Annotated in this window: 28 protein-coding genes and 2 pseudogenes; 17 read left to right on the forward strand and 13 right to left on the reverse strand. The window is 64.0% G+C overall.

The genetic code is table 11. From position 1 onward, the window contains the following. Nucleotides 1-72 precede the first annotated feature (72 nt). Nucleotides 73-1653 (forward strand): S1C family serine protease, encoded by a 1581-nt coding sequence (locus ED21_RS09480; protein ID WP_034922165.1) that lies wholly within the window; start codon nt 73-75, stop codon nt 1651-1653. On the opposite strand, the pseudogene ED21_RS09485 reads toward ED21_RS09480, so the two are convergent. Then, nucleotides 1650-2477 (reverse strand): annotated as a pseudogene (locus tag ED21_RS09485) (TauD/TfdA dioxygenase family protein). The gene ED21_RS09480 and the pseudogene ED21_RS09485 overlap by 4 nt on opposite strands. 207 nt (nt 2478-2684) lie before the next feature. Here ED21_RS09485 and ED21_RS09490 point away from each other — a divergent pair. From ED21_RS09490 to ED21_RS09530, 8 genes and pseudogenes are all read left to right on the forward strand, one after another. Next, nucleotides 2685-3239, forward strand: coding sequence for a F0F1 ATP synthase subunit delta (locus ED21_RS09490; protein ID WP_006833665.1), 555 nt, complete (start codon nt 2685-2687; stop codon nt 3237-3239). A 12-nt stretch (nt 3240-3251) separates the two neighbouring features. Beyond that, the gene (gene atpA, locus ED21_RS09495; protein WP_006833666.1) at nt 3252-4781 is read left to right on the forward strand and encodes a F0F1 ATP synthase subunit alpha; all 1530 of its coding nucleotides are present in this window, start codon (nt 3252-3254) and stop codon (nt 4779-4781) included. Nucleotides 4782-4808: 27 nt separating this feature from the next. Continuing rightward, nucleotides 4809-5681, forward strand: coding sequence for a F0F1 ATP synthase subunit gamma (locus tag ED21_RS09500; protein ID WP_006833667.1), 873 nt, complete (start codon nt 4809-4811; stop codon nt 5679-5681). Beyond that, entirely contained in the window at nt 5681-6493 is an 813-nt protein-coding gene (locus ED21_RS14730; protein WP_006833668.1) for an FkbM family methyltransferase, read from the forward strand. The genes ED21_RS09500 and ED21_RS14730 overlap by 1 nt, the downstream gene beginning before the upstream one ends. 38 nt (nt 6494-6531) lie before the next feature. Continuing rightward, nucleotides 6532-6894 carry a hypothetical protein gene (locus ED21_RS09515; protein ID WP_233995730.1) on the forward strand — a complete coding sequence of 121 codons (363 nt, stop codon included), beginning with the start codon at nt 6532-6534 and terminating at the stop codon, nt 6892-6894. Nucleotides 6895-6913: 19 nt separating this feature from the next. Next, a pseudogene (atpD, locus tag ED21_RS09520) lies at nt 6914-8370 on the forward strand (F0F1 ATP synthase subunit beta). 4 nt (nt 8371-8374) lie between these two features. Then, on the forward strand, nt 8375-8632 hold the full coding sequence (locus ED21_RS09525) for an ATP synthase F1 subunit epsilon (RefSeq protein WP_006833672.1): 258 nt from the start codon (nt 8375-8377) through the stop codon (nt 8630-8632). 153 nt (nt 8633-8785) lie between these two features. Continuing rightward, entirely contained in the window at nt 8786-10924 is a 2139-nt protein-coding gene (locus ED21_RS09530; protein WP_034922171.1) for a prolyl oligopeptidase family protein, read from the forward strand. A 51-nt stretch (nt 10925-10975) separates the two neighbouring features. On the opposite strand, the gene ED21_RS09535 is transcribed toward ED21_RS09530, so the two are convergent. The 3 genes from ED21_RS09535 to glmU form a co-directional block, all read right to left on the reverse strand. Continuing rightward, nucleotides 10976-11182 carry a hypothetical protein gene (locus ED21_RS09535; RefSeq protein ID WP_369765821.1) on the reverse strand — a complete coding sequence of 69 codons (207 nt, stop codon included), beginning with the start codon at nt 11180-11182 and terminating at the stop codon, nt 10976-10978. Between the two features lie 68 nt (nt 11183-11250). Continuing rightward, complete coding sequence (locus ED21_RS09540) at nt 11251-11496, reverse strand: hypothetical protein (protein WP_006833675.1); 246 nt, start codon at nt 11494-11496, stop codon at nt 11251-11253. Then, the gene (gene glmU / locus ED21_RS09545; protein ID WP_006833676.1) at nt 11493-12857 is read right to left on the reverse strand and encodes a bifunctional UDP-N-acetylglucosamine diphosphorylase/glucosamine-1-phosphate N-acetyltransferase GlmU; all 1365 of its coding nucleotides are present in this window, start codon (nt 12855-12857) and stop codon (nt 11493-11495) included. Before glmU ends, ED21_RS09540 begins: the two co-directional genes overlap by 4 nt. A 61-nt stretch (nt 12858-12918) precedes the next feature. Between glmU and ED21_RS09550 the strand changes: the two genes are divergently transcribed. The 4 genes from ED21_RS09550 to ED21_RS09565 all read left to right on the forward strand — a co-directional run bounded on the left by ED21_RS09550 (nt 12919) and on the right by ED21_RS09565 (nt 16898). Next, nucleotides 12919-13602: an HAD family hydrolase gene (locus ED21_RS09550; protein ID WP_006833677.1), complete on the forward strand. Its 684-nt coding sequence runs from the start codon at nt 12919-12921 to the stop codon at nt 13600-13602. Nucleotides 13603-13731: 129 nt separating this feature from the next. Continuing rightward, on the forward strand, nt 13732-14661 hold the full coding sequence (locus ED21_RS09555; protein WP_006833678.1) for an SDR family NAD(P)-dependent oxidoreductase: 930 nt from the start codon (nt 13732-13734) through the stop codon (nt 14659-14661). A gap of 77 nt (nt 14662-14738) precedes the next feature. After that, complete coding sequence (locus ED21_RS14735; protein ID WP_006833679.1) at nt 14739-15770, forward strand: DUF4328 domain-containing protein; 1032 nt, start codon at nt 14739-14741, stop codon at nt 15768-15770. A 66-nt stretch (nt 15771-15836) separates the two neighbouring features. Continuing rightward, nucleotides 15837-16898 (forward strand): hypothetical protein, encoded by a 1062-nt coding sequence (locus ED21_RS09565; RefSeq protein ID WP_034922242.1) that lies wholly within the window; start codon nt 15837-15839, stop codon nt 16896-16898. A gap of 70 nt (nt 16899-16968) precedes the next feature. On the opposite strand, the gene ED21_RS09570 is transcribed toward ED21_RS09565, so the two are convergent. From ED21_RS09570 to ED21_RS09585, 4 genes are read right to left on the reverse strand one after another with little or no spacing between them, the layout of a single operon-like run. Next, nucleotides 16969-17322 carry a DUF2794 domain-containing protein gene (locus tag ED21_RS09570; protein WP_006833681.1) on the reverse strand — a complete coding sequence of 118 codons (354 nt, stop codon included), beginning with the start codon at nt 17320-17322 and terminating at the stop codon, nt 16969-16971. Further along, the gene (gene epsC, locus ED21_RS09575) at nt 17322-18011 is read right to left on the reverse strand and encodes a serine O-acetyltransferase EpsC (protein ID WP_006833682.1); all 690 of its coding nucleotides are present in this window, start codon (nt 18009-18011) and stop codon (nt 17322-17324) included. Before epsC ends, ED21_RS09570 begins: the two co-directional genes overlap by 1 nt. A gap of 27 nt (nt 18012-18038) precedes the next feature. Beyond that, on the reverse strand, nt 18039-18650 hold the full coding sequence (locus ED21_RS09580) for a hypothetical protein (RefSeq protein WP_006833683.1): 612 nt from the start codon (nt 18648-18650) through the stop codon (nt 18039-18041). A gap of 23 nt (nt 18651-18673) precedes the next feature. After that, nucleotides 18674-19945, reverse strand: a complete 1272-nt coding sequence (locus ED21_RS09585) for a hypothetical protein (RefSeq protein WP_034922245.1) — start codon at nt 19943-19945, stop codon at nt 18674-18676. 91 nt (nt 19946-20036) lie between these two features. On the opposite strand from ED21_RS09585, the gene purM reads away from it, so the two are divergent. From purM to ED21_RS09605, 4 genes are read left to right on the forward strand one after another with little or no spacing between them, the layout of a single operon-like run. Further along, nucleotides 20037-21134 carry a phosphoribosylformylglycinamidine cyclo-ligase gene (gene purM, locus ED21_RS09590; protein ID WP_006833685.1) on the forward strand — a complete coding sequence of 366 codons (1098 nt, stop codon included), beginning with the start codon at nt 20037-20039 and terminating at the stop codon, nt 21132-21134. Further along, nucleotides 21127-22092: a phosphoribosylglycinamide formyltransferase gene (gene purN / locus ED21_RS09595; protein ID WP_006833686.1), complete on the forward strand. Its 966-nt coding sequence runs from the start codon at nt 21127-21129 to the stop codon at nt 22090-22092. Before purM ends, purN begins: the two co-directional genes overlap by 8 nt. Next, complete coding sequence (locus tag ED21_RS09600) at nt 22092-22298, forward strand: hypothetical protein (protein WP_006833687.1); 207 nt, start codon at nt 22092-22094, stop codon at nt 22296-22298. The genes purN and ED21_RS09600 overlap by 1 nt, the downstream gene beginning before the upstream one ends. Further along, nucleotides 22295-23485: a sulfotransferase gene (locus ED21_RS09605; RefSeq protein ID WP_006833688.1), complete on the forward strand. Its 1191-nt coding sequence runs from the start codon at nt 22295-22297 to the stop codon at nt 23483-23485. The genes ED21_RS09600 and ED21_RS09605 overlap by 4 nt, the downstream gene beginning before the upstream one ends. A gap of 3 nt (nt 23486-23488) precedes the next feature. Here ED21_RS09605 and ED21_RS09610 read toward each other — a convergent pair whose 3' ends face one another. The 5 genes from ED21_RS09610 to ED21_RS15130 form a co-directional block, all read right to left on the reverse strand. Beyond that, a complete protein-coding gene (locus ED21_RS09610) occupies nt 23489-23905 on the reverse strand; it encodes a nuclear transport factor 2 family protein (RefSeq protein WP_006833689.1) in 417 nt (138 codons plus the stop codon). 91 nt (nt 23906-23996) lie between these two features. Continuing rightward, entirely contained in the window at nt 23997-24419 is a 423-nt protein-coding gene (gene ndk / locus ED21_RS09615) for a nucleoside-diphosphate kinase (protein ID WP_006833690.1), read from the reverse strand. An 82-nt stretch (nt 24420-24501) separates the two neighbouring features. Then, entirely contained in the window at nt 24502-24936 is a 435-nt protein-coding gene (locus tag ED21_RS14740; protein WP_006833691.1) for a hypothetical protein, read from the reverse strand. 126 nt (nt 24937-25062) lie between these two features. Continuing rightward, nucleotides 25063-25503, reverse strand: a complete 441-nt coding sequence (locus tag ED21_RS09625; RefSeq protein WP_006833692.1) for a DNA polymerase III subunit chi — start codon at nt 25501-25503, stop codon at nt 25063-25065. Nucleotides 25504-25568: 65 nt separating this feature from the next. After that, nucleotides 25569-25721, reverse strand: coding sequence for a DUF2256 domain-containing protein (locus ED21_RS15130; protein ID WP_083800429.1), 153 nt, complete (start codon nt 25719-25721; stop codon nt 25569-25571). Between the last annotated feature and the right edge of the window lie 6 nt (nt 25722-25727).

Below are 25727 nucleotides of genomic sequence, written 5' to 3' on the forward strand. Positions count from 1 at the left end.
TTCGCAAAAGCTGCGGGTGGCTGCATCCCGAAGCTTGCGGTCAATGTCGCGGCCCCGCTAAGGGAGAGCCGGATGGGACGTATTCTTTCGGTTCTCGCAGCGCTAATGGCGCTTCTTTCCCCTGCCATGGCGCAGGCCGACCCGGCCGATATCGACGCGGCGGCGCGCGGCGTGGTGCGCGTGGTGATTATCGGCAGTGACGACAACGAGCTCTTCCCGGTCAGCCACGGCACGGGCTTCGCGGTCTCGCCCGATCTGATCGTCACCAACGCCCATGTGGTGCGCGACGCGATGAGCGACGACGAGTTGCGGATCGGCATCGTGCCCAGCGGCGGCGGCGACGCAGTGTATGGCCGGCTGGTTTCGGTCAACGCGCGCAACGACCTGGCGCTGGTGCGGCTGACCGGATCGCTAAACCTGCCCGCGCTCGCGCTGGCGGGCCGACCCGTAGACAGCGCGGCGCAGGTCACCAGCGTCGGCTATCCGATGAATGTCGACCGCGCGCAGGGGCTGGACCTGTCCGACATCTTCCAGTCGATGTCCCCGGTGAAAAGCCTCGGCTACGTCTCGGGCGAAAGGCCCAGCCGCCAGTTCGACACCGTTCTCCATACCGCCCCCATCGCGCGCGGCAATTCGGGCGGCCCGCTGCTCGATGCCTGCGGACGCGTGGTCGGCGTGAACAGTTTCGGCGCGGACAACGAAGGCGGCGACGCGGAGTTCTTCTTCGCGGTCTCGAACCGCGAACTGGTCCCCTTCCTGCGCGCCAACGAGGTCGAGCCGAACATCAACGACAGCCCCTGCCGCAGTCTGCAGGACCTCGACGATGCGGAAAAGGAAAGGCTCGAACGCGAACAGATGGAGGCGCTGCAGGCGCTGGCCCAGCGCACCGAGGAAACGCGCGAGCGCCGCGAGCGCGCGCTGTTGAAGGCGCAGCTGGGCGTGGCGCAGGACCGCGAGGACCGGATGGCGCTCGCCTTCGTCCTGCTGCTCGGCTCTTTCGGCATCGCGCTATGGGCGTGGAGCCGCCGCGAACGCTTCGATGCGGAGGCGGAAGACGCCGAACTTGCGCGCCGCAAGATCACCATCGCATTCGCCATCGCGGGCTTCCTCGTGGTGGTCGCTTTGATCGCCTTCCTCACGCGCCCCGGTCTCGACGAGATCGACCGGCGGGTTGCCGCCGAAATGCAGGAGGGCGCGCCCGACACGGGCGGGGACGATCCCCTCGCGGCGAACGGTCACGGCAATGGCGCGCTGACCTGCCGACTGATCCCGGAACGCAGCCGCATCACCAGCGCGGAAGCGCCGGACATCGCCTTCGACTGGACCGAGGAAGGCTGCGTCAACGAACGCACGCAATACGGCTATGCTTCGGGCAATTGGTCGCGCGTCTTCGTGCCGAACCAGGAAGATGCGGTTTCGGTAAACAGCTACGACCCCGATCGCCGCATCTTCCGCTCCGAACGCTATCTCCTTTCGCGCAGCGCCATGAACGACGCGCGCGCGGCACGCAGCGAATACGAGGCGCCCGTATGCGGGGCAGACGGCGCTGCCACCCGGCTCGGCGATTTGCAGGGCGAGGTGTTGAGCATGCTGCCCCAACAGCCGAACGAGCGGCTGGTCTACCGCTGCGAGCCGACCGAAGGCGGGTCCTAGGCCGCCAGCGCCTCGCCGCTCAGCGTGATGCGATGCATCTCGCGCGCATGACCGTGGTAATCATTCATGGCGTAATGCCAGGTCGTGCGGTTGTCCCAGATGGCCACCGTGCCCGGCGCCCATTCGACGCGGCACTGGTGCGCCGGCTGCATCGCATGATCGTAAAGCTCGCGCAGGAGCGGCACACTCTCCTCGCGGGTCATGCCGGTGAAATGAATCGTGAAGCCGGGATTGACGTAGAGCAGCTTCTGCCCCGTCCTGGGATGGCGGACCACGACCGGATGGGTCGCCCCGGTCCTCCGCTCCTGCCCGCGGAGCGCCTCGCCCTGGTCGGTCTTCGCATAGACTCCGCCGGGCGCGTAGATGTGATCGGCGGTGTGATAGGCCTCCAGCCCTTCGATCCGCTGCTTTATCTCGTCGGACAGGCTGTCATAGGCCGCGCCCATATGCGCCCACAGCGTGTCACCGCCCTTGGGCGGCAGCGTACGCGCGACGAGGATGGAGCCCATCGCCGGAATCTGGTCGTAGGAATGGTCGGTATGCCAACCCCCGCCGATATTGGTCTGCTGGTCCTTGGTCTTGCGGACCACGGCAATCTCGGGATGTTCGTCGGTCAGCGGGAAGTACTTGTTGATGTCGATCCCGCCCCAGCGCTACGCGAAGGCGATGTGCTCTTCGGGGCTGAAGGACTGGTCGCGGAACACCGCCACGCCGTGCCTATATATAAGGTCGCGGATCGCATCGAGCGTCTCGCCCTCCGCAATAGCCAGCGCGACATCCCTCACTTCGACCCCGCAGTGGGGTGCCAGGGGTTCGGTTATCAACGCGTCTCTCCCGCTCTCGAGCGTATACGATCCGGCACCAGACTACGCGCCTCGTGCAAAGAGTCCATCATTCCCCGCGTGACTCGGGTTGCCTTGCTGCACCCCCTTTGCTAGGCGCGCGCCAACCTTGCCGGAGCGACTCATTTTCGCTCGCTCAACGGCGTGGCCGCAAAGACCAATTTTCCGACCCTAGAGGACGAGAGACGCGTGGAAATTTCCGCCGGTATCAAGGCTAGCCTTGCTGGACGTTATGCTTCGGCCCTGTTCGATCTGGCCAGTGAGGCCGGGACCGTGACCGCGGTCGAATCGGACATGGACAAGCTCGAAGCAGGCCTTGCCGAATCAGCTGAGCTGAAACAGCTCACCACCAATCCGCGCGTGACGCGTTCGCAGGCCGAAAAGGCGCTGTGGGGCGTTTCGGCCATCATGGGCCTGTCGGACCTGACCCAGAAGTTCCTCGGAACGCTGGCGCAGAACCGTCGTCTTGGCCAGCTTCCCGGCATCATCCGCGCCTTCCGCGCGATTGCCGCGGCCCAGCGCGGCGAAGTCGCCGCCGAAGTCACCAGCGCCCACGCGCTGACCGACGCGCAGCTGGCCGATCTCAAGACCAAGCTGACGGCCCGCGAAGGCCGCACCGTCAAACTTTCCACGAAGGTCGACCCCGAGCTCCTCGGCGGCCTCGTCGTCACCATCGGATCGAAGCGCATTGATGGCTCGATCCGCACCCGTCTTAATTCGCTCTCCCAGGCCATGAAGGCTTAAAGGACAAACATCATGGATATCCGCGCCGCAGAAATCTCCAAGGTCATCAAGGACCAGATCGCCAATTTCGGCAGCGATGCCGAAGTCAGCGAAGTCGGCTCCGTTCTCTCGGTGGGTGACGGCATCGCCCGCATCCACGGCCTCGACAAGGTCCAGGCTGGCGAGATGATCGAATTCTCCAACGGCACGCAGGGCATGGCCCTGAACCTCGAAGCCGACAACGTAGGTGCGGTTATCTTCGGCGCCGACACCGACATCGCCGAAGGCGACACTGTGAAGCGTACCGGCACCATCGTGGACGTCCCCGTCGGCAAGGGCCTGCTCGGCCGCGTGGTCGATGCTCTGGGCAACCCGATCGATGGCAAGGGCCCGATCGAAGCGACCGAGCGCAAGCGCGTCGAAGTGAAGGCTCCGGGCATCATCCCGCGTGAATCGGTTTCCGAACCGGTGCAGTCGGGCCTCAAGGCCATCGACGCCCTCGTTCCCGTCGGCCGCGGCCAGCGCGAACTGATCATCGGCGACCGTCAGACCGGTAAGTCGGCTGTCGCGATCGACACCTTCATCAACCAGAAGGACGCGCACCAGGGCGACGACGAGAAGAAGAAGCTTTACTGCATCTACGTCGCCGTTGGCCAGAAGCGTTCGACCGTCGCTCAGATCGTCAAGAGCCTCGAAGAAAACGGCGCGATGGAATATTCGATCGTTGTCGCCGCAACCGCTTCGGAGCCCGCTCCGCTGCAGTACCTCGCACCCTACACCGGTTGTGCGATGGGCGAATTCTTCCGCGACAACGGCATGCACGCCGTGATCGTTTACGACGACCTTTCGAAGCAGGCTGTTGCCTACCGCCAGATGTCGCTCCTGCTGCGTCGTCCCCCGGGCCGCGAAGCCTACCCGGGTGACGTATTCTACCTGCACAGCCGCCTCCTCGAGCGCGCGGCCAAGATGAACGGTGACAACGGTGGCGGCTCGCTGACCGCGCTGCCGATCATCGAAACGCAGGCAGGCGACGTGTCGGCCTACATTCCGACCAACGTGATCTCGATCACCGACGGCCAAATTTTCCTCGAAACCGACCTGTTCTACCAGGGTATTCGTCCGGCCATTAACGTCGGTCTTTCGGTCAGCCGAGTAGGCGGTGCCGCCCAGACCAAGGCGATGAAGAAGGTCTCGGGCTCCATGAAGCTCGACCTTGCACAGTATCGCGAAATGGCTGCCTTCGCGCAGTTCGGCTCGGACCTCGACGCCGCAACGCAGAAGCTCCTCAACCGCGGTGCGCGCCTGACCGAGCTGCTCAAGCAGCCGCAGTTCTCGCCGATGCCCTTCGAAGAGCAGACCGTGTCGATCTTCGCCGGCACCAACGGCTATCTCGACGATGTCGCGGTGGACCGCGTGACCGACTACGAAGACCAGATGCTGAGCTTCATGCGCTCCGAACATGCCGATGTGCTGGAAACTATCCGCACCACCGGCAAGTTCGAAGACGACACCAAGGACAAGGTCGTCGACGCGCTGAAGACCTTCGCCAAGCAGTTCGCCTAAGTCCCACGAGCCTAACAGGGAGCCGTCATGGCCTCGCTTAAAGAACTCAAGGGCCGGATCAACTCGGTCAAGTCGACCCAGAAGATCACCAAGGCCAAGCAGATGGTCGCAGCGGCCAAGCTGCGCCGTGCGCAGGCGGCTGCCGAAGCCGCACGCCCCTATGCCGAACGGCTTTCGGGAGTGATGGCATCGCTCGCCAGCAAGGTGAGCGGCGACAGCGCCCCCAAGCTGCTGCGCGGCACGGGTGCCGACAAGCGCCACATGCTGGTAGTGGTGAACACCGACAAGGGCCTGTGCGGCGGTCTCAACGCCAACATCGTCAAGGCTGCCAAGGCCAAGGCGAAGGCGCTGACCGCGGAAGGCAAGGACGTGTCCTTCTACCTCGTCGGGAAGAAGGGCCGCGCGCCGATCAAGCGCGATTACGCCAATTGCATCGCCAAGCACTTCGACACTTCGGACGTCCGCAACCCGGGCTTCACCGAAGCCGAAGCTATTGCCGACGACCTGATCGAGCGTTTCGAGAACGGCGAATTCGATGTCGCCCACCTCGTCTACCCGATCTTCAAGTCGGCCCTAGCACAGGATCCGACCGTCGATCAGCTCATCCCTGTCCCCTCGCCGACAAGCGAAGGCGATAGCAGCGACGCCGTTGTCGAATACGAGCCGGGCGAAGAGGAAATTCTCGAAGATCTCCTGCCGCGTTACGTGAAGACACAGGTCTTCGGCGCGCTGCTCGAACGCGAGGCTTCCGAACAGGGCGCGTCGATGACCGCGATGGACAACGCCACGCGCAACGCTGGCGACCTCATCAACGATCTGACCATCCAGTATAACCGCAGCCGCCAAGCCGCGATCACGACCGAGCTGATCGAAATCATCGCAGGTGCGGAAGCGCTCTGATGAAAGAAGCCCTGAAGGCCATAACGCCCCCGGTGGTCTGGAACTTCGCCCGCAAGTTTGCGGGCAAGAAGCCGACCGACCATGCCCAGCGTCATGCCCTCTCCCTTGCCCAGGATGACGTGTTCTCGGTCCGCTTCAAGCAGGTCGAGTTCAACGACAACGCCTATTTCGTCCCTGCCTACGCAAGCGAGCGTCCGGCAGCCAAGGCGATTGCCAGCGGCGAGCTTTACGAGCCCGCCACGCATGTTCTCGTGCGCAAGCTGCTCGAAGATCGTCCGGGCAGCATGGTCCATGCCGGCACCTTCTTCGGCGACATGGTCCCGACCTTCGCCAAGGCCTGCCCCAAGACGCTCTACGCGTTCGAGCCGGTGCTCGAAAACTACGTGCTGGCAAAGCTGGGCGTGGAAGCGAACGGCCTCGACAACGTCGTTCTGACCAACGCCGGTCTCGGCACCGAAATCAAGCCGGCCCGCATCGATACCGGCGGCGAAGACGGTGTCCACCGTGGCGGAAGCTCGCGCATAGCGCAGGCCGGACAGGCGACAGCGCTGACGAAGATCGACGCGCTCGGCCTCGACGATCTCTCGCTGCTCCAGCTCGATGTCGAAGGCTTCGAAGCCCACGCCCTTGCCGGCGCGGCCGAGACTGTCACGCGCTGTTCGCCGGTCATCCTTGTGGAAGACAACGACAACACCTGCCGCCCCTTCTTCGATGAAGCCGGATACGTGTCCTGCGGCACCATTCCCGGCATCAAGGTCTGGTCCAAGCCTGCCGACAAGGACCGGGTCACCAAAATCGTGAGCGCCCTCTGACGGCCCGGCCTGAAGCCCCCTCTATTCGGAACATGCATATGAAGAAACTCGCTCTCCTCCTTCCCCTCGTCCTCGTCGCAGCCTGCGGCGAAGAACCCGCGCCGGAAGCGACCCCCACCGAGGTCGCGACGCCGGAGCCGGTGAGCACGCTTCCCGCGCCCGACCAGGACCTGTTCCGCACCACCTTCGCCGGAACCTGCGAAGGCGCCGAGCCGGTCAACCAGGCCGTGTGCCGCCGCGCCATGGGCGCCGACACCGTCGCTTGCGAATTCGGCCTCGGTGAAGACGAATACCTGCGTCACAAGGCAACGCTGACGGTCAATGAAGACAAGACCGGCTGGATGCTCGCCGACGCCGAAGCCCTTTGCGCCGAACATGGCGTGCACCACGTAGACTCCTGAGCCAGTAGGAACACAGATCATGGCCACCGCACCCAAGCTTAACCAGAGCCCCAACGGCACCATCGCCCAGGTCATCGGCGCCGTCGTCGACGTCGCCTTCGAAGGCGAACTGCCGCCGATCCTGACCGCGCTCGAAACGAAGAACGGCGATAACACGCTGGTTCTCGAAGTCGCGCAGCACCTCGGTGAAAGCACCGTCCGCACCATCGCCATGGACGGCACCGACGGCCTCACCCGTGGTCAGGAAGTCGTGAACACCGGCGCGCAGATCTCGGTCCCCGTGGGTCCGAAGACGCTCGGCCGCATCATGAACGTAATCGGCGAACCGATTGACGAACGCGGTCCGGTCGGCGCCGAGCAGACCATGCCGATCCACGCCGAAGCCCCGCTCTTTGTCGACCAGTCGACCGAAGCCGCGATCCTCGTCACCGGCATCAAGGTCATCGACTTGCTCGCCCCGTATGCACGTGGTGGTAAGATCGGCCTGTTCGGTGGCGCCGGTGTGGGCAAGACCGTCCTCATCCAGGAACTGATCAACAACATCGCGAAGGGCCACGGTGGTGTGTCCGTCTTCGCAGGTGTCGGTGAGCGTACCCGCGAAGGTAACGACCTTTACCACGAATTCCTCGATGCAGCGTTATCGCCAAGAACGACGCTGGCGAAGCCATCAGCGAAGGTTCGAAAGTAGCCCTGGTCTTCGGCCAGATGAACGAGCCTCCGGGTGCGCGTGCACGCGTCGCTCTTTCGGGCCTGACCATGGCGGAATACTTCCGCGATGTCGAAGGCCAGGACGTGCTGTTCTTTGTCGACAACATCTTCCGCTTTACCCAGGCGGGTTCGGAAGTGTCGGCACTTCTCGGCCGTATTCCTTCGGCCGTGGGCTACCAGCCGACCCTGTCGACCGACATGGGCAACCTGCAGGAACGCATCACCTCGACCACCAAGGGTTCGATTACCTCGGTCCAGGCCATTTACGTTCCCGCCGACGACCTTACCGACCCCGCTCCGGCAACCTCGTTCGCCCACCTCGACGCAACGACCACGCTGAACCGCGCGATTTCGGAGCTGGGCATCTACCCGGCCGTCGACCCGCTCGATTCCACCAGCCGCGTTCTCGAACCGCGCGTTGTCGGTGAAGAGCACTACCAGACCGCCCGCCGCGTCCAGGAAACCCTGCAGAAGTACAAGAGCCTGCAGGACATCATCGCCATTCTCGGCATGGACGAGCTTTCGGAAGAAGATAAGCTCACCGTGGCGCGCGCCCGCAAGATCCAGAAGTTCCTCAGCCAGCCGTTCCACGTGGCCGAGGTCTTTACCAACATCCCGGGCCAGTTCGTCCAGCTCGAAGACACCGTGAAGTCGTTCAAGGCTGTCGTCGACGGCGAATACGACCACCTGCCGGAAGCTGCCTTCTACATGGTTGGCGGCATCGACCAAGCCGTAGAGAAGGCCAAGAAGCTGGCCGAGGACGCGTAAGGACATGGCCCTCCACTTCGAACTCGTCACGCCGGCCAAGCTGGTCCGCTCCGAAGACGTCCACATGGTCGTCGTGCCCGGTGCGGAAGGCGAATTCGGCGTGCTCGAGGGCCACGCGCCCTTCATGTCGACCATCCGTGACGGCGCCGTGCAGGTCTACAAGACCGAAGGCGCTGCGCCGGAGACCATCGAGGTCCGCGGCGGCTTTGCCGAGGTCGGCGAAAAGGGCCTGACGGTCCTCGCGGAACACGTCGAAGGCTGAATAACGCCTCGCACAATTGATTGAACAAGGGCGATCCTGCGGGGTCGCCCTTTTTCGTTCGACCAACTGCTTGGTTCGATAGGCGAACCCCCTTGTCTCCCCCGTCCCCTTCCGCAAGACTGTCGGTTCAATGGGAAGAGGGACTGCAATCTCATGAAACTGGTATCGACTGCGGCGCTTGGCACTGCTTTGGCAATGGGCATGACGACTATGGCAACTGCACAGGACGGCGTACCCGGCCCTGACGAAGACCCCTACATCTGGCTCGAAGAAGCGCGCAGCGACGAAGCGCTCGAATGGGTTCGCAACGAAAACGACCGCACCATGGCGCATATGGCGCAGGATCCGCGGTTCGACGAACTGACCGCCGAAGCGCTTGCCATCCTCGATGCCGAAGACCGCATCCCCTACGTTTCGATCCGCAAGGACGGTCTCTACAATTTCTGGCAGGACAAGCAGAATCCCAAGGGCGTGCTGCGCCGCACCAGCCTCGAAAGCTACAAGACCGACAATCCCGAATGGGACATCATCCTCGACGTCGATGCGCTGGCCGCAGCCGAGGGCAAGGAATGGGTCTACAAGGGCAGCACCTGCCTGCCGCCGGACCAACGCCTGTGCATGATCGCGCTCTCGGACGGGGGAGAGGACGCCACCATCCTGCGCGAATTCGACATGACCACCAAGCAGTTCGTCGAGGGCGGCTTCGTGATCGAGGAAAAGAGCCAGGGCGGGGTCCAGTGGCTCGATGAAGACACACTGCTCGTGAGCCGTGATTTCGGCGGCGGCACCATCACCGAAAGCGAATATCCCTTCACCACCCGCGTGTGGACGCGCGGCACGCCGCTGGCCGACGCGAGCGAGCTGTTCCGCGGTCAGGAAAGCGATGTGTGGGCCGGAGCGGGCCTCATCCGCGACAACAGGGGCGTGGTCCATGGCCGCACCGCGTTTCGCGCGATCAGCTTCCACGAAAGCATCAATTACGTCTGGCACAAGGGCGAGTGGCTGGAGCTCGACATGCCGAAGAAGGCGAGCATCGGCGGCATCGTCGATGGCCACCTGACTTTCTCCACCGACGTGGACTGGGAAACGCAAGGTCAGGTCTTCCCCGCCGACTCGCTCGTCGCCGTCGACCTTGAGGAGTTCAAGCGCGATCCCAACGGCGCGACCAAGACGCTGATTTGGGCCCCTGCCGAACGCCAGACCAAGCGCGGTGGCGGCGCGACCGCCAACAGTGCCTATATGGCGATCCTCGACAATGTCGTGGGCAAGGTCGTGAAGATCGACTTCGAAGATGGCGAATGGGTCCAGCGCGCGGTCACGCTGCCCGACAACGCCACGCTGAGTGTGCAGACCACCTCGTCCGAAACCGATGAGATCATGTTCACCTCCACCGACTTCCTCACGCCGAGCACGCTGTGGTATTCGGACGGCACGGGCGATCCGCAGGTTCTCAAGACCTCGCCCAGTTATTTCGACAGCACCGGCATGGAAGTCGAACAGTTCGAGGCGACCAGCCCTGACGGGGCGAAAATTCCCTATTTCCTCGTCAAGCCCAAGGGCATGGAAATGGAGGGCTCCACGCCGACGCTGCTCTATGGCTATGGCGGCTTCCAGATATCCCAGTTGCCCAGCTACCGCGCCCTGACGGGCAAGATGTGGCTGGAAAAGGGCGGCGCGTTCCTGCTCGCCAACCTGCGCGGTGGCGGTGAGTTCGGTCCCGGCTGGCACCAGATGGCGATCCGCGAGAACAAGCAGCGCACCTGGGACGATTTCATCGCCGTGGGCGAAGACGCCGTGAAGCGCGGGATCACCAATCCCGGTCAGCTCGGCGTGCAGGGCGGCAGCCAGGGCGGGCTCCTGGTCGGCACGGCCTTCACCCAGCGCCCGGACCTGTTCGATGCGGCCATCGTCGCCATCCCGCTGTTCGACATGCTGCGCTATCACGTGATCGGCCGCGGCGCTTCGTGGATCGGCGAGTATGGCGATCCGCGCATCCCCGAACAGCGCGCCTGGATCGAAGGCTATTCGCCCTACCAGAAGATCGAAGCGGGCGTGGAATACCCTGCCCCCTTCTTCTGGGCGTCGACCGCCGACGACCGCACCCACCCGGCGCACGCCCGCAAGGGCGCAGCCAAGCTCAAGGGCCTTGGCCAGGACTACTGGTATTACGAGGACATGACCGGCGGCCATTCGGGCGGCGTCGACAACACGCAGCGCGCCAAGCTGCAGGCGCTCCAGATCGTCTACCTGATGCAGCGTTTGATGGACGACAACGAGAGCGAGAGCGAATAGGCGCGTTCTCACACGCAAACGAAAGGGCGGTCCGTACGGGCCGCCCTTTTGCTATCGGCTGCGGCGAACAGGGGCGTTGAAGTCGGGCGGCTTGTCCGCAATCCAGCGCAGGAAATTCGCCAGTTCCTCGTTTTCCAGTAGCCGCGCCCGGTCATCCCCGAACCGCGCCAGTTCCGCATTGGTGAAGACCTTGTGCACGGTCTTGTGGCAGATGGGATGAACGGGAACCGTCTCGCGCCCCTTCTTGGATTTCGGCACCGGGTGATGCTGCTGCACCTGCCGCCCAAGAGGGCGCTCGCACAGCCAGCAACTGCACGCTGCATTTATCAAAGAAGATTATAAGCCATCAATAGAATCAGAACGATAACGGCGAATCCAATCGTTTCGGGCAAGGCAAGCCAATATTGGCGGCTCCATCTGATGGTTCGGCTTATCGCAAACGAAGCAATGGCGAGACCGTGAAGAAGGCCGAACTCGTGCACATAGCCATCGTTCGAGGGAATGACGGGAATTAAAAGCGCGATTGCGATGAGCAACGCACCGGCTTCGGCCAGTCTCCTTAAGGCTGTCACTTCTTCTCCGCCGCCTTCTTCTTTTTCATCGTGTCGTGGAAGCGGTCGGCCCAGCCCGGCTTCACCATCTGTTCGGCACGGACCATGCGCAGTTCGCCTGCGGCGACATCACGGCTGACGGCGCTACCGGCTGCGACAATCGCATCGGCACCGATTTCGACCGGTGCAATCAGCGCGCTGTTGGAGCCGATGAAGGCGCGCTCGCCGATCTTGGTCTGGTGCTTGAAATACCCGTCGTAATTGCAGGTAATCGTGCCTGCGCCGATATTCGCGCCCGCGCCCACCGTCGCATCGCCGAGATAGGTCAGGTGGTTGGCCTTGGCGCCCTCGCCCAGCGTGGCCTTCTTCATCTCGACGAAGTTGCCGACCTTGCTGCCCTTCTCCATCACCGCTCCGGGGCGCAGGCGGGCGTAGGGGCCGACTTCGCAATCCTCGCCGACATGCGCACCTTCGAGATGGCTGAAGGCGCGGATGCGCGTGCCGCGCTTTACCGTGGTGCCGGGGCCGAAGACGACGTTGGGTTCGATCACAACGTCGGCTTCCAGCTCGGTATCGTAGCTGAAGAAGACCGTTTCGGGGGCCTTCAGCGTCACGCCGTTCTCCAGCGCTTCCTCGCGGCGCAAATCCTGCCATTGGCGCTCTGCCGCAGCGAGTTCCTTGCGCGAGTTGATGCCAAGCACTTCCTCGGGCCTGTCGGCGACCACGGCAGCGCAGGTCCGGCCTTCCTTCACCGCCACGTTGACGATGTCGGGGAGGTAGTATTCGCCCTGCGCGTTGTCGTTGTCGACGCGCTCGAGCAGGTCGAACAGGTCGCCGCTCTTCGCCGCCATGAGGCCCGAATTGCACAGGCGGGTGGCGCGTTCGGCCTCGTTCGCGTCCTTGAATTCGACCATTTTTTCGATCGTCATGTCGGCATGGGTGATGACGCGGCCGTATTGCAGCGCATCCTCCGGCTCAAAGCCCAGCACCACGACGGCCGGTTCGTCACCGGCGCGCAGCCGCTCAAGCATTTCCACCATGGTCGCGGCGGTGATGAAGGGCGCATCGCCCAACAGCATGATCACGTCGCCGTCGAAATCCGCGAGCACATCCTTCGCTTGCGCCACCGCATGGCCCGTGCCGAGCTGCGGTTCCTGCACAACGCAGGTCGCCCGGTCGGAGACCTGGTCTTCGACCTGCTCGCGCTCGTCGCCCACGATCACGATGGTCCGTGCAGGCTCGATGATAGCGACCTGGGCCATCAGATGCTCGATGATCGGTCGCCCGGCGATGTTGTGAAGGACCTTATGCACCCCGCTCTTGAGGCGCGAGCCTTTGCCCGCGGCGAGGATGACAACGGCGAAATCTCTGCGAGTGTTCATGGCAAGGGGCCATGCCACCAATCGCTTGCAGTTTGAAGAACCATCCTGCACTCGGACGCAGATGGCTGATTTTCCCTTCGATATCGTCGCCTTCGACCTCGACGGCACCCTGCTGGAAACCCACCGCGACCTGGGCACCGCGGTCAACCACGCGCTGGCGCTGGGCGGCTTTGCCACCGTGCCCATCGAAAGCGCCACCGACCTGATCGGCGGCGGGGCGAAGATCATGCTCAAGCAGGCCGTGGACGCGCAAGGCGGGCTGGAGCACGAGGAATTCCGCAACCTCTACAAGGCGATGCTCACCTATTACGGCGAGAACTATGCGGTCCACACACGCCCCTACCCCCATGCGGTGGAGGTGCTGGACGCGCTGGGCGCACGCGGCGTAACCGTTGGGGTGGTGACCAACAAGTTCGAACAGTTCGCGCGCGGCATCCTCGGCGACCTGGAGCTGATCGACCGCCTCGCTTTCGTGATCGGCGGGGACAGCCTCGGCAAGGGGCCGGACGGCAAGCACATCGCAAAGCCCGCGCCCGACCCGATCCTGAAAGCGCGCGAGCTCGGCGGCGGCGGCCGGACGGTGTTCGTGGGCGACAGCAGCTATGACGTGAAGGCGGCCCGCGCGGCGCAAATCCCGATTGTCGCGGCCTGCTATGGCTATTGTGACGGCACGCCGGAGGAACTTGGCGCGGACGCATCCATTGATTCGCTAAGCGGCCTGATTTCCGCACTAGAAGGCCTTTAAAGCCACGTCCTGACCTTACGGCACCGCGCTTCGCCGCGCCCCCTGTTGCAAGTGCGAAGGGAAAGTGGCAGTCCGCTGCGGCAATTGACCTTTACGTAAACGACAAACAACCACAAGCAGGAGCCCCCCATGACCATCGACTTCAAGGACAAGGTAGCCATCGTCACCGGCGCAGGCGGCGGTCTGGGCCGCGAATACGCGCTCGAACTCGCCCGCCGCGGCGCGAAGGTCGTCGTCAACGATCTCGGCGGTGCGCGTGACGGCACCGGCCACTCCGACATGGCACTTGAGGTCGTCGAGGAAATCGAGAAGATGGGCGGCGCTGCCATGTCGAACGGCGGCAGCGTCACCGAATTCGAGCAGATGGAAAAGATGGTCGCCGACGCCAAGCAGAAGTTCGGCGGCGTGCACATCGTAATCAACAACGCCGGCGTGCTGCGCGACAAGACCTTCGCCAAGATGACGATGGACGATTTCGAATTCGTCGTCGATGTCCACCTCAACGGTTCGGCCAACGTCAGCAAGGCCGTGTGGGAAACCATGCGCGAGCAGGCTTATGGCCGCATCCTGATGACCGCGTCGTCGACCGGCCTGTTCGGCAACTTCGGCCAGGCGAATTACGGCGCGGCCAAGCTCGGCCTTGCGGGTCTCACCAAGACGCTGCAGCTCGAAGGCGCGAAATACGGCATCAAGGTAAACACGCTCAGCCCGGTCGCCGGGACGCGCATGACGCAAGACCTCTTCCCCGAAGAAGCCTTCAAGCTGTTCGATCCGGTGAACGTCGTCCCGGCCGCGCTCTTCCTCGTCAGCGAAGACGCGCCGACCAACGCCATCGTGGGCGCCGGTGCAGGCGGTTTCCACTCGGCCTGGACTGTCATGAACGACGCCGTCTGGCTGCCCGATGGCGAGCGCACGGTCGAAGGCTTTGCCGCCAACTGGGACAAGATCAGCGAATTCTCGAACCTCAAGGCCCCGCAGTCGGGCTCCGAGCAGTCGGGCGCGATCCTCACGGCGATGCAGAAAGTCACGGGCACCGGACCGAGCAGCGCTCGCGGATAAATATTCCCAAACGAATTGCAGATAACCCCGCCCCGCTCCATAACGGGGCGGGGTTTTTCTTTGGGGGTTGCACAATCATGGAATCGAATTTGGGCAAGCTGAACAAGCTGTCGCTCGCCGTTACGGTGTTTGCCGCGCTGGTTACTCTTGTCGGGCTTGGCCTGATTGGCTGGACCACCAAGGAAGATTTCTTCCCCGCGCCTGTCGAATCCGAAACGATTGCGGAAGCCAAAGCCGCCCCGCCGGCCGTCGTACCGATGGATCGCAGCCGCCCGGCCGAACTCGCGAGCTACGGCAGCGAAGGACCCGAGGATGGTATCTACTACCACTCCGAGGGTTACGATCCGGAAACGGACACCTTCGTCAATGAAACCCAGTACGAATCCGAAGATTACACCATACCCGACATGGGTGGGGAAGAATTTATCTATTACGACGAGGAAACGGATACCTACGTCACCGCCACACGCTATCCGCTAGAAGAGGAATACGCACCTCCGCCGCCGGCAAGTTTCTCGCCATTCGGCACAATGAAATCGTGGCTTGAATCGTGGAAGTCGCCCACCGGTATCGCTCTGACCGCACTGCTGTTGCTGACGATCTGCTTTTTCGTTTTCGCGTTGATGTGGGTCTGGCGCGCGCATGAGAACATGCGGGTGCATGGCTTCCGGCTGTCGAATTCGCCGAAACGGGCGGTGACGAACTATTTCATCCCCGGCCTCAACCTCGTCCTTCCATTCGAGGCGATGCGCGAACTCTACAACCGTAGCGAGGGCGAGCCGCAGGAGCTCGCCGACGCCAGCGTGTCCGATGTCACCGCATGGTGGACCGCGGTAGCCGTGGGGCTAATGATATTCGTGGTGATTGCGATCAAGGCCGCGATCAACGTCGGCACCCCGTTCAATTTTCTCACACCCTGGTGGATGGATTTTCTAGTGATCTCCTTCGCCCTCGCGCTGCAGCTTGGCTCGACGCTTTTGTTCGCAGGACTGGCTCGCCGAATCAGCCAATTCCAGTCCGACTTCCTGCCACAGGTTGAACCGATGGAACTGGAAGATGACACAGCGCCGCGCATGCGTGTCCGGATCATCACCGACCAGCAAGCGTGACCGTATTGACGTATTAATACACTAGGTTTATGCCTGCCTCTTCCTTCAACGGGGAGAGAAATGGCCATGTACAGCCAGGAAGACCTTAATTCGGCAGTGACGGCAGGCGCGATCAGCGCCGATGCCGCCGATGCCCTGCGCGCTCACGTCGCCGCCCAGCGCGACGCGGTGCCCGCCGATGCGGAGCATTTCCGCCTCATCACCGGTTTCAACGATATCTTCGTCAGCATCGGGGCCGTGATCCTGCTCATGGCCATGGCCGCGATCGGGGATTCGGTCTGGAGCAACAACAACGGCCCCTCGCCCGTCAGCGCGGCGCTGGTCGCAGGCACGGCGTGGATGCTGGCCGAATTCTTCACCGCCAAGCGCCGGATGGCGCTGCCCAGCATCATCCTCTTGCTCGCCTTCGTGGGCGGCACGCTTATGACCTTCGTCGGCCTCATCATTGCGACGATGGAAGGCTCGGTGAAGCCGAACGAAACGCTCGGCGTGCTGCTGCTCGGCGGTTCCTCGCTGCTCACGGCGGGCGCGGCCTGGCTGCACTGGCGCCGCTTCATGGTGCCGATCACCATCGCGGCGGGCACGGCGGCCATTGCCGGCACCGTCATTGCAGTGATCATCGCGGGGATCGGACCCAAGACGCCCAATCTCGAGACCATCATCCTCGGCCTCGTCTTCGTGGCCGGTCTCGTGATCTTCGCTTTCGCCATGCGCTGGGACATGAGCGACCCGCGCCGCGAAACGCGCCGCAGCGACGTGGCCTTCTGGCTCCACCTGCTGGCCGCGCCGATGATCGCGCATCCAGTGTTTGCGCTGCTCGGCGTGACGCAGGGCGACAACATCGGCGCTGGCGCCGCCGTCGCGGTGCTCGCGGTCTACATCGCCTTCGGCCTCGTGGCGCTGGCGGTCGACCGTCGCGCGCTGCTGGTCTCGGCTCTCGCCTACGTGCTGATCGCGCTGACCTTCCTGTTCCGCGAATTCGGGGCCGTGGAACTGAACTTTGCTCTTACAGCCCTGGTCATCGGCTCCGCACTCCTCACGCTGAGCGCGCTGTGGACCCCGATCCGCCGCGCCGTGGTGAAGGGGCTGCCGAGCGACATGCAGGCGCGGCTTCCCGCCACCGCCTGATCATCGGACCACCGAGGGGGAGGGGCTCGCCATTACGGCGGGCCCCTTTTTTCATGCGCCAGAGGTCACGTTATTCCTCGACTGCCTTGAGCAGGCGGCGCTCGATCGGCGCCATCACGCCGGGCAATTCATGCCCGCGCTTGAGCACCTGTCCATGCTCGCCGAAGAGCGTCCACATCCCCTGCTTGCCTCGTAATGAAGGGCGCTTTTCGAGGCGCGCCTGCGGACGCTCCGCGTGACGCACGAAGGCGGCGAAGGTGGCGGCGTCCTTGGTGAAATCCATCGCGTAGTCGCGCCATTGTCCTGCGGCGACCATCCGTCCGTAGACATCAAGGATCTTCGTCAACTCGTCGCGCGTAAAACCGACCTGGTTGGGCTTGCGGCCCGGAAACGCAACGACATTCATGCCGCCCGTTATGGCCATCAGTCGTCGGTACCGCTTCGCTGCCGCGGCTGGCTCTCGCCGCGCAGGGTCTCGATTTCGCTGCGGAGGGCCTTGAGCTCGTTCTCCAGCTTTTCGATGCAGTCACGGCTCGGAGCGCAAGGATCGTCGCAAGGCGTGCCGTAAGGGACGAAGTCCTTCTTCCATTCTTCCGCCGCGATCAGGTGGCTGCGTGCCTTGAGGGCAACCATGGTCGCGCCTTCCGGCACTTCGTCCAGCACCAGGGCGTTGGCCCCGATCCGTGCCCGCTTGCCCACGGTAATTGGCCCGATCACCTGAGCGCCCGAACCGATGATGACATCGTCCGAGATCGTCGGGTGGCGCTTGCCACCCTTGCCGTTGGTCGGATTCGTGCCGCCCAAGGTCACGTTCTGGTAGATGGTGACATTGTCGCCGATCTGCGCGGTTTCGCCGATGACGGTGAAGCCGTGATCGATGAAGAATTTTCGGCCGATCGTGGCACCAGGATGAATGTCGATACCCGTCACCATCCGGCTCCAGTGGTTCACCAGCCGGGCGAGGAAGAACAGGTCGGCCTCGAACAGCCAGTGGGCAAGGCGATGATAGGCGAGCGCCCAGACACCGGGGTAGAGCAGCACTTCCCAGCGGGTACGCGGCGCGGGATCGCGCGCCTTGATCGAGTCCAGATAGGCGATCAGCCGTTCGAACATGGGCTCAATCCTTCCACTTTCGGCATTTCAAAGCAAGCGCGCCTGCTCGGGGCCTTGCACCGCGTCGAGCGCGTCGCGCCAGATGGACATGGTGGCGGGCGCCTTGCGTTCAAGGCTGAGCCGGTCGATTTCGGCGACGATTCGCTCAATCGCGGCGTGGCTGCGCTCCATCCGCGGGATCAGATAGGCCGGTGCGCCTTCCCCCAGCGCCAGCCCTCGCTGCGCTGCGTGGCTGAGCATGAGTTCGGCGGCCAGATCGTCGTCCGGCGCGCCGATTTCGAGCTGGAGTGCGGCGCCCATGCGGCTGCGCAGGTCCGGCAATGCGATCTCCCACCCGCCGGCATCGACCGTGAGGAGAAGCGGATAGCCATCCTCGCGCGCGCGGTTCCAGGCGTGGAATATCTCGGTCTCGTCCTTCTGATCTGCATCGTCGATCGCGCCGCCGCCCGTGTGCGAGGCGAACCAGCGCGAAAACAGCGATTTGCCCGAACGCGCAGGGCCGGCAAGGATCGCCGTGCCGAACGGCCAGTCCGCGCTGGCGGCCAATGCCTCGGCGATGTGGGCATTGCCCTCGCCCAGCACGATGCTGGAAGGTTCCTGCGGCCCTGAATGCGAAAGGGGAAGCGCGATCTGCGTCATGTCCGGCCGCTCCGAAGAAGCGCTCAGCGACTGATCAGGATGGCCGTCGCCCCCTGCTGCACGGTGAAGCCCCGTGCGCGCAAGGCTTCGGCCAGCTGGCCGATGGATCCCGAATAGCTGACCGTCATAACCGACGTGCCGCCGATGGCTGTGGAACGGACGCCGGTCGAACGCACTCCGGGTGTGCCGCGGACATCGGCGAGGATCGCACCGAAGGCCGCCGCATCGGGCGAGGCGAACTGGACCGTGTAGAGCGCGACCGAGCCCTCCGGCGGCGGGCGGTTGATCGGCGCGGCGCTGATCGCCCCGTCGCTCTCCGCCGTGGGCGCAAGCGTGGTCTGTTCGCGCTGTTCGTCCTGCGCAAGGAGCCGGCGGCCGAGGTCGACAAGCCGCTGTATCGCGGGATTGAGTTCGCCGGTTTTCACATTGAGCGTGGGATCGGGCTGGATCGTGCCATCGGCCAGGGCGACCTGGAAGGTGGCGTCGAACCGGCGAACCGCCCGTTCGAGCATGTCCGGCAATTCCTCGGGGTTCTCGGCCCTCAAGGTGAAGCTGGCGAGGAATTCGCTGTCCGGTCCGTGGCGCGCGGTGAAGGTGCCTTCGATAGGTCCGCCGGGATAGGTGTAGCGCAGGTTCGCGATGGGAACGAGGACATCGGCGGCGCCGAATTCGTCGAGGATGTTGTTCCACCATACGCGGCTGCGGCGGGTGGTCTGTCCGAAGGTCAGCAGCAGCGATTCGCCGCCCGATCCTTGCGGGCGGACATAGTTTACGCGGCTCTGCCCGGCCTGGAACTCGGCCCAGGCGCGCTGCCAGGGGTTGCGCTGCTCGTACATGAGCTGCGTCCCGCCCGCGACGGTGACGGGCAGCACCAGCATGGGCGCGCTGCGCATGGCGCGGCCCCCATCGCCTAGGAACGGGGCCGCGCGCTGGCGGTCGAAAATCACGCCGAGAGTGGCGACATAGCGCTTGGGGCCCAGCCGTTCGCGCTGGACCACGATGGCCGAGACGAGGCCGGCAATCCGCGAGGCGGGTAGGTCCGGTCCGTCGAGCTTTTCCCAAGCCTTCACTTGCGCTTCGGCCCAGGCTTCCTCCCGAGCTTCCACGCCGCTGTCGGCTCGAACGTCGACCTCGATGTCGGAAACCTGGATGTCGCGCGAGGCGGCAACGGCGGCGATCCCGCGATCCCCGCCCACTTGCGCGTTCGCCAGCCAGCCCGCTCCGCCGGCCAGTGCGAGGCCGGAAGCGAAAAGGGCGATACGCGAGCGCCGGGAAAGGGAGGAAAGGGTCCGCATGGGGGTGTTCGAGCCGCCTTTTGCCCAAAGCATTCGGGAAATCCAAGCAGGAATACTGGATATTGCGGTGGAATTGCGCGAAAGGCGGCGGATGAGCAGCGACACGCCTTCCTACACCTACGAACAGGCCGGGGTTTCGATCGACGCAGGCAACGCCCTCGTCAAGGCGATCGGACCGCTGGTAAAAGCCACCATGCGCCCCGGCGCGGACGGGGAAATCGGCGGTTTCGGCGGGTTCTTCGATCCCCGTGCCGCGGGTTACAAGGATCCGCTGCTGGTTGCTGGCAACGACGGAGTCGGCACCAAGCTGAAGCTCGCCATCGATACCGACCGGCACGACACGGTGGGAATCGACCTTGTCGCCATGTGCGTGAACGACCTCATCGTTCAGGGCGCGGAACCACTGTTCTTCCTCGATTATTTCGCGACCGGCAAGCTGGAGAACGGCGTCGCCGAGCGCGTGATCGCCGGCATTGCAGAGGGCTGCAAGCAGGCTGGCTGCGCACTGATCGGCGGCGAGACGGCGGAAATGCCGGGCATGTACGCCAGCGGCGACTACGATTTGGCCGGCTTCTGCGTCGGCGCGGTGGAGCGCGGCGAACAGCTGACCGGCGAGCGCGTTGCCCCCGGCCTCGTGCTGCTGGGCCTCGCCAGTTCGGGCGTGCATTCGAACGGTTTCTCACTGGTCCGCCGCCTGGCTGCGGACAAGGGCTGGAAGCTCGACCGCCCCGCCCTGTTCGACCAGGATCGCCTGCTGGTGGAGACACTGCTGGAGCCGACGCGCATCTATGTAAAGACGCTGCTGCCGCTGGTCCGCGATGGCCTGATCGACGCCATGGCCCATATCACCGGCGGCGGCCTGCTCGAAAACATCCCGCGTGTCCTGCCCACAGGCGCGCACGCCGAGGTGGAGGCGGACGGCTGGGAGCAGCCCGGGCTGATGGCGTTCCTGCAGGCGCAGGGCAATATCGAGCCAGCCGAAATGGCCCGCACCTTCAATTGCGGTGTCGGCATGGTGCTCGCGGTCGATCCGTCGAAGGCCGAGCTGGTCCGCAGCCGCCTGGAAGACGCTGGCGAGCAAGTGCTCGCCGTCGGTCGCATCGTCGAAGGCGAAAAGGGCTGCACCGTGCGCGGTTCGCAGGGCACCTGGTCTTCCAAATCCGGCTGGGAGGCGGTCCACCTTGGCTGACAAGGCGAAGGTCGCGATTTTCCTTTCCGGGCGTGGCAGCAACATGGCCGCGCTGCTCTACGCCTCGCGCTTGCCCGACGCCGCCTACGAGGTGGTTCTGGTGGCCGCCAACGATCCCGAGGCCGAGGGTCTGGCCCTCGCCGTGGCCGAAGGCGTCGCAACCTTCGCGCGCTCGCACAAGGGCATGACCCGCGCCGATCATGATGCGGCGATGGGACGGGCCGCGCGTGATGCGGGGGCCGACTACATCGTGCTTGCCGGATACATGCGTATCCTGACCGACGCGTTCGCCGCGAGTTGGGAAGGCCGGATGCTTAACATCCATCCCTCGCTGCTGCCGAAATACCCCGGTCTCGACACCCACCAGCGCGCAATCGACGCAGGCGACAGCCATGGCGGCGTCTCGGTTCATCTCGTCACGCCCGAACTCGACGCGGGTGAGGTGCTGGGACAGATGCAGGTCGCCATCCGCAAGGGCGAGACGGCCGACAGCCTTGCCGAACGCGTGCGCTATGCCGAGCACCAGCTCTACCCGCGCGTGGTCAACGACTATCTCTGCCGCGAGAACGACCCGGCCTTCTTGCTCGAAAAGGTCCGCGAACTGGCGCTCGCCCTGCCCCAAAGCCACGAGCGCGAGAGCCACGGTTCGCCCGGATGGCGTGCGGGCAGCGAGAAATCGGGCAAGTATTTCGCCTATTTCAATGACCAGCACCACGGCAGCGAGCATATCGCCGTGCTGGTCAAGGCAGGAAGCATAGACGAATTGTTCGACCTCGTCGAAGCGCAGCCGCAGGCCTATTTCAAACCGGCTTATTACGGGGCAAGCGGATGGCTGGGTGTCATCCTCAATCGCCCGGGTCTCGACTGGGACCATGTCGCCGACTGGCTCAAGCGCAGCTGGCGCAGCGTGGCGCCGAAAAGCGCGACAAAATTGATCGACGCAGCGGAGCAATTCTGATGCGCCGCCTCACGCCCTATATCTTCTTCCTTTTGGCGATTATCGCTTTCGCCATGATCGCGCTGGAGCCCGACGACAGCTGGCAGACCGAAGAGGTCGATATGCTCGACGCCGTGCTGATAACCGCGGGCGTGCTGATCGGCGCGCACCTGCTGCGAATGATCGGCACCCGCCTGTTCGATCGCTGGAAGTCGCGCGACGAATGACGCCGCCCCGCCCGCACCCCTTCACGCGTTCGCGCCTCGCCGCACGGCTGGACTGGCTGGTCGCCATGGTCTGGGAAATGGGCTGGGACGAGAAGCCCGCGCTCGAGCCGGAATATCTCTGGAAGGTCGGGAGCAAGGGCTTCAGCGAGGCCGACGAGGTTTCGATCCGCAGCGACGAGGATGTTGCCGATTTTCGCCTGCGGCTGGATCACCTGTGCCGGTCTCTGCGCGACGAAGCGCGGCTCAACGCGCTCGGTCACACCATGGCTTATGGACAGATCACCTCGGCTATCCGCAAACGCCATGCGCTGGGGCGGCTATGGCGCGAAAAGCCCGAACTGGCAGAGACGCCGATTGCCCCGCCGCTCATCGTGCTGGGGCAGATGCGCAGCGGCACGACGCGGGTCCAGCGCCTGTTTGCTGCCGATCCTCAGTTCAGCGGCACGCGGTTTTGCAACAGCCAGTACCCTGTCCCCGAAAGCCCCGACCTGCGACCGTTCAAGGCGCACGCCGCGCTTGCCGTTGCGCACCGCGTCAATCCCTGGCTGGAGACCATGCACCCCATTGGCGCAACGCGCACCGACGAGGAAATCGGGTGGCTGGCAGCCGCGCTGTCGCCCGTGGCTTTCGAGGCGCAATGGCGCATTCCATCCTTCGTGCGGTTCAGCGAGGCCCGCGAAGCTTCGCCCATCTATCGCGAATTCGCCCGGATCCTGCGCACCGACGCTGCGACAATGGGGAACGCCGCCCGTCCGCGCGTTCTCAAATGTCCGCAATTTGCCGAGGACATGTCGGCGCTAATGGCGGCATGTCCCGAGGCTAGGATTGTACGCTGTCTGCGCGACAAAAACTCGACGCTGGCCAGCAGCGTTTCGATGGTCGCAAGCCAGATGGCCTTCCAGTGCCGGGGCTTGCAGTTTGACGAACTGGAGGAGGAATGGGCACGCAAGCACCGATTGCGCGAACAGCGGATGCAGAGCTTCCGATCGAACAGTGAAGCGACAACAAGCGCGATCGCCTTTGCCGATCTGAACAGCGATCCGATCGCCGCGCTGCAGAGAGCCTATAGCGAGCTCGGATACGATTTTACGGCCCAAAGCCGCGGGGCCGCCGGGGCGGAGCTGGAGATTGCGCGCGAGGACCGCCACGTCGCCCATCGGCAACAGGTGGAAAGCTTCGCGACCTGACGGCTAATAGTTGGCGAAATGCGCTGCGAACTTGGGCAGCGTCATGCGATTATCGGCACGGGTGACGTCGATGCGCACGATCTTGTCGCCGGAAAAGCCCACGCGCCACATTGCGGGCCCGGCCACGTCGGCGTTGCGGCTTTCGTAACGTCCGCTGACCAGGACGGCATCTTCGAAGTGATGCATTGTCTCGATCACCAGCTTGCGATCGGGAATGCGGCGCGAAAGCTCGCGTTCGCTCGACAGCATCCAATCGCGTCCCGAGAACTGGCGCGTGTTCACATCGGCGATCACGATGTCTTCGGACACGATCTCTTGCAGCCGCGCATAAGCGCGTTCGTTGAGACAGGAAGCGAGATCGCGAATTAGCTTTTCGCGCGAAGCCTTCCCTCCCCTGAAGCGGAAGATGCCCGACAGCATAATGGGCGCATCCTAACGCAGGATACGCCCATTACCTAGCAAGTTTACCTTTTGCGCAAACCAATGTCGCGAAAGGGCTGTCTCGTGTCGATTAGCCGACGATTTCGTTCTCGTCGAAGAAGAAGTCGATCTCGATCTTGGCGTTTTCGTCGCTGTCCGAACCGTGGACCGAGTTGGCTTCGATCGACTCGGCATAGGTCTTGCGGATGGTGCCTTCGTCGGCATCGGCCGGGTTGGTGGCGCCCATCACGTCACGGTTGCGCTTCACGGCGTCTTCGCCCTCGAGGACCTGCACGACGACCGGACCCGAAATCATGAAGTCGACCAGTTCGCCGAAGAAGGGACGTTCCTTGTGGACCGCGTAGAACCCCTCGGCCTGCTCGCGGGTCATGTGGATGCGCTTCGAAGCGACGACGCGTAGGCCGGCGTCTTCGAGCATCTTGGTGACGGCACCGGTAAGGTTGCGGCGCGTGGCATCGGGCTTGATGATCGAGAAGGTGCGGGTAACCGCCATGATCTGTGTTCCTTGCGAAGAATTTTATGGGGAGAGAGTTCTCGCGCGCGCCCCTAGCGTCGCGCGCGCGCAGGAGCAAGGATTAGTCGAATCCGCTGGCGACGGAGATCTGGCCTTGCGTCTCCTCGCCGACACGGGTGACCTGGAGCGCGAAACTGGCCCCGCCCCGGGCGTTTTCGCCGCCCAGCGTGGTGGTCTGGCCGCCGCTCACTTCGATCTCGGGATCGATACCGGCTTCCTCGGCCTGCGCGCGGTAGAAGGCCACCACCTTCTCACGCGCATCGGGCGTCGTGAATTCGATCGTGACGAAGAGGTTCTCGCCCTGCTCGACGCGCGTGGTGTTGGTGACCTTTGCGCCCGGATAGCCGGTGAACGGCGCCGGATAACGCGCCTCGACCTTTTCGCCCGCGCGCATGGTGGTGGTGAGCCCGGTTGTGTCGGTATGCGTTGCGCGTATCTCGCCGGTTTCGGGATCGATGTCGTAGGAGCCGGCAGGATCGGCTTCATCCCGCGTCACTGCCGCGCTTCCATCCCCCTCGCTCTCCTTGCTGCAGGCGGAGAGAAGGGGGGCGGTGAGACAGAGGGCAAGCAGGGACAATCGCATGCCCAACCGACGGGCGAACGCGGTCCAAGTTCCTGAAATTCAGCGTCCTTCGCGCCAGCCGCCCTCAGGGGTCTGCTTGAAGATGCGGTTGTCGATATCCTCGCGTGCGGCAAGCTCGCGCCAAAGCCCGCGTGCGGCCTCGGTCGCCTCGGCGTCGAACAACAGCATGGTGCGATCGAATCCCGAAGCATCCTCGCGCCACTGGCCGTCGGCGAGAATGGCCATGCGCGCTTCGTTGGGTGCCGCGCAGGTCTCGGCAATGAGGATGGGCTGCCGCGCTGCGTGCGGACCGTCGGCCGGGCCATTGGCGAGGAAGCTGCCCCCGCCCTGCTCCCACAGGGTCTTGGAGATGTGTTCGCGCAGCCTCTCGTCCGCGGCGACTACTACCAGCCGCTCTCCGGCCTGGAGAACCTTGCGCGCCAGTTTCGCCACGGTGACATCGACCGGGTCATTGCTCAGTTGGTAGAAGTCGACGCGCATTGTGTTGTCCTACCGCTTCGCTGCTTGAGGACGTGCTGTCCTACCGCTTCGCTGCTTGAGGCCGCTTACCCCTCACCGGACTTATTCCGCCGGCACCGTTCGGAGCAATAGCGGACATTGTCCCAGTCCCGCGCCCATTTCTTGCGCCAGGCGAAGCTGAGGCCACACGTAGCGCAGACCTTAGTCGGAAGGTCTGCCTTGCGCCTCATCTTCGCCATGACGGT

This window comes from Erythrobacter sp. SD-21 (assembly GCF_000181515.1).
In the GTDB taxonomy this organism is placed as follows: Bacteria; Pseudomonadota; Alphaproteobacteria; order Sphingomonadales; family Sphingomonadaceae; genus Qipengyuania.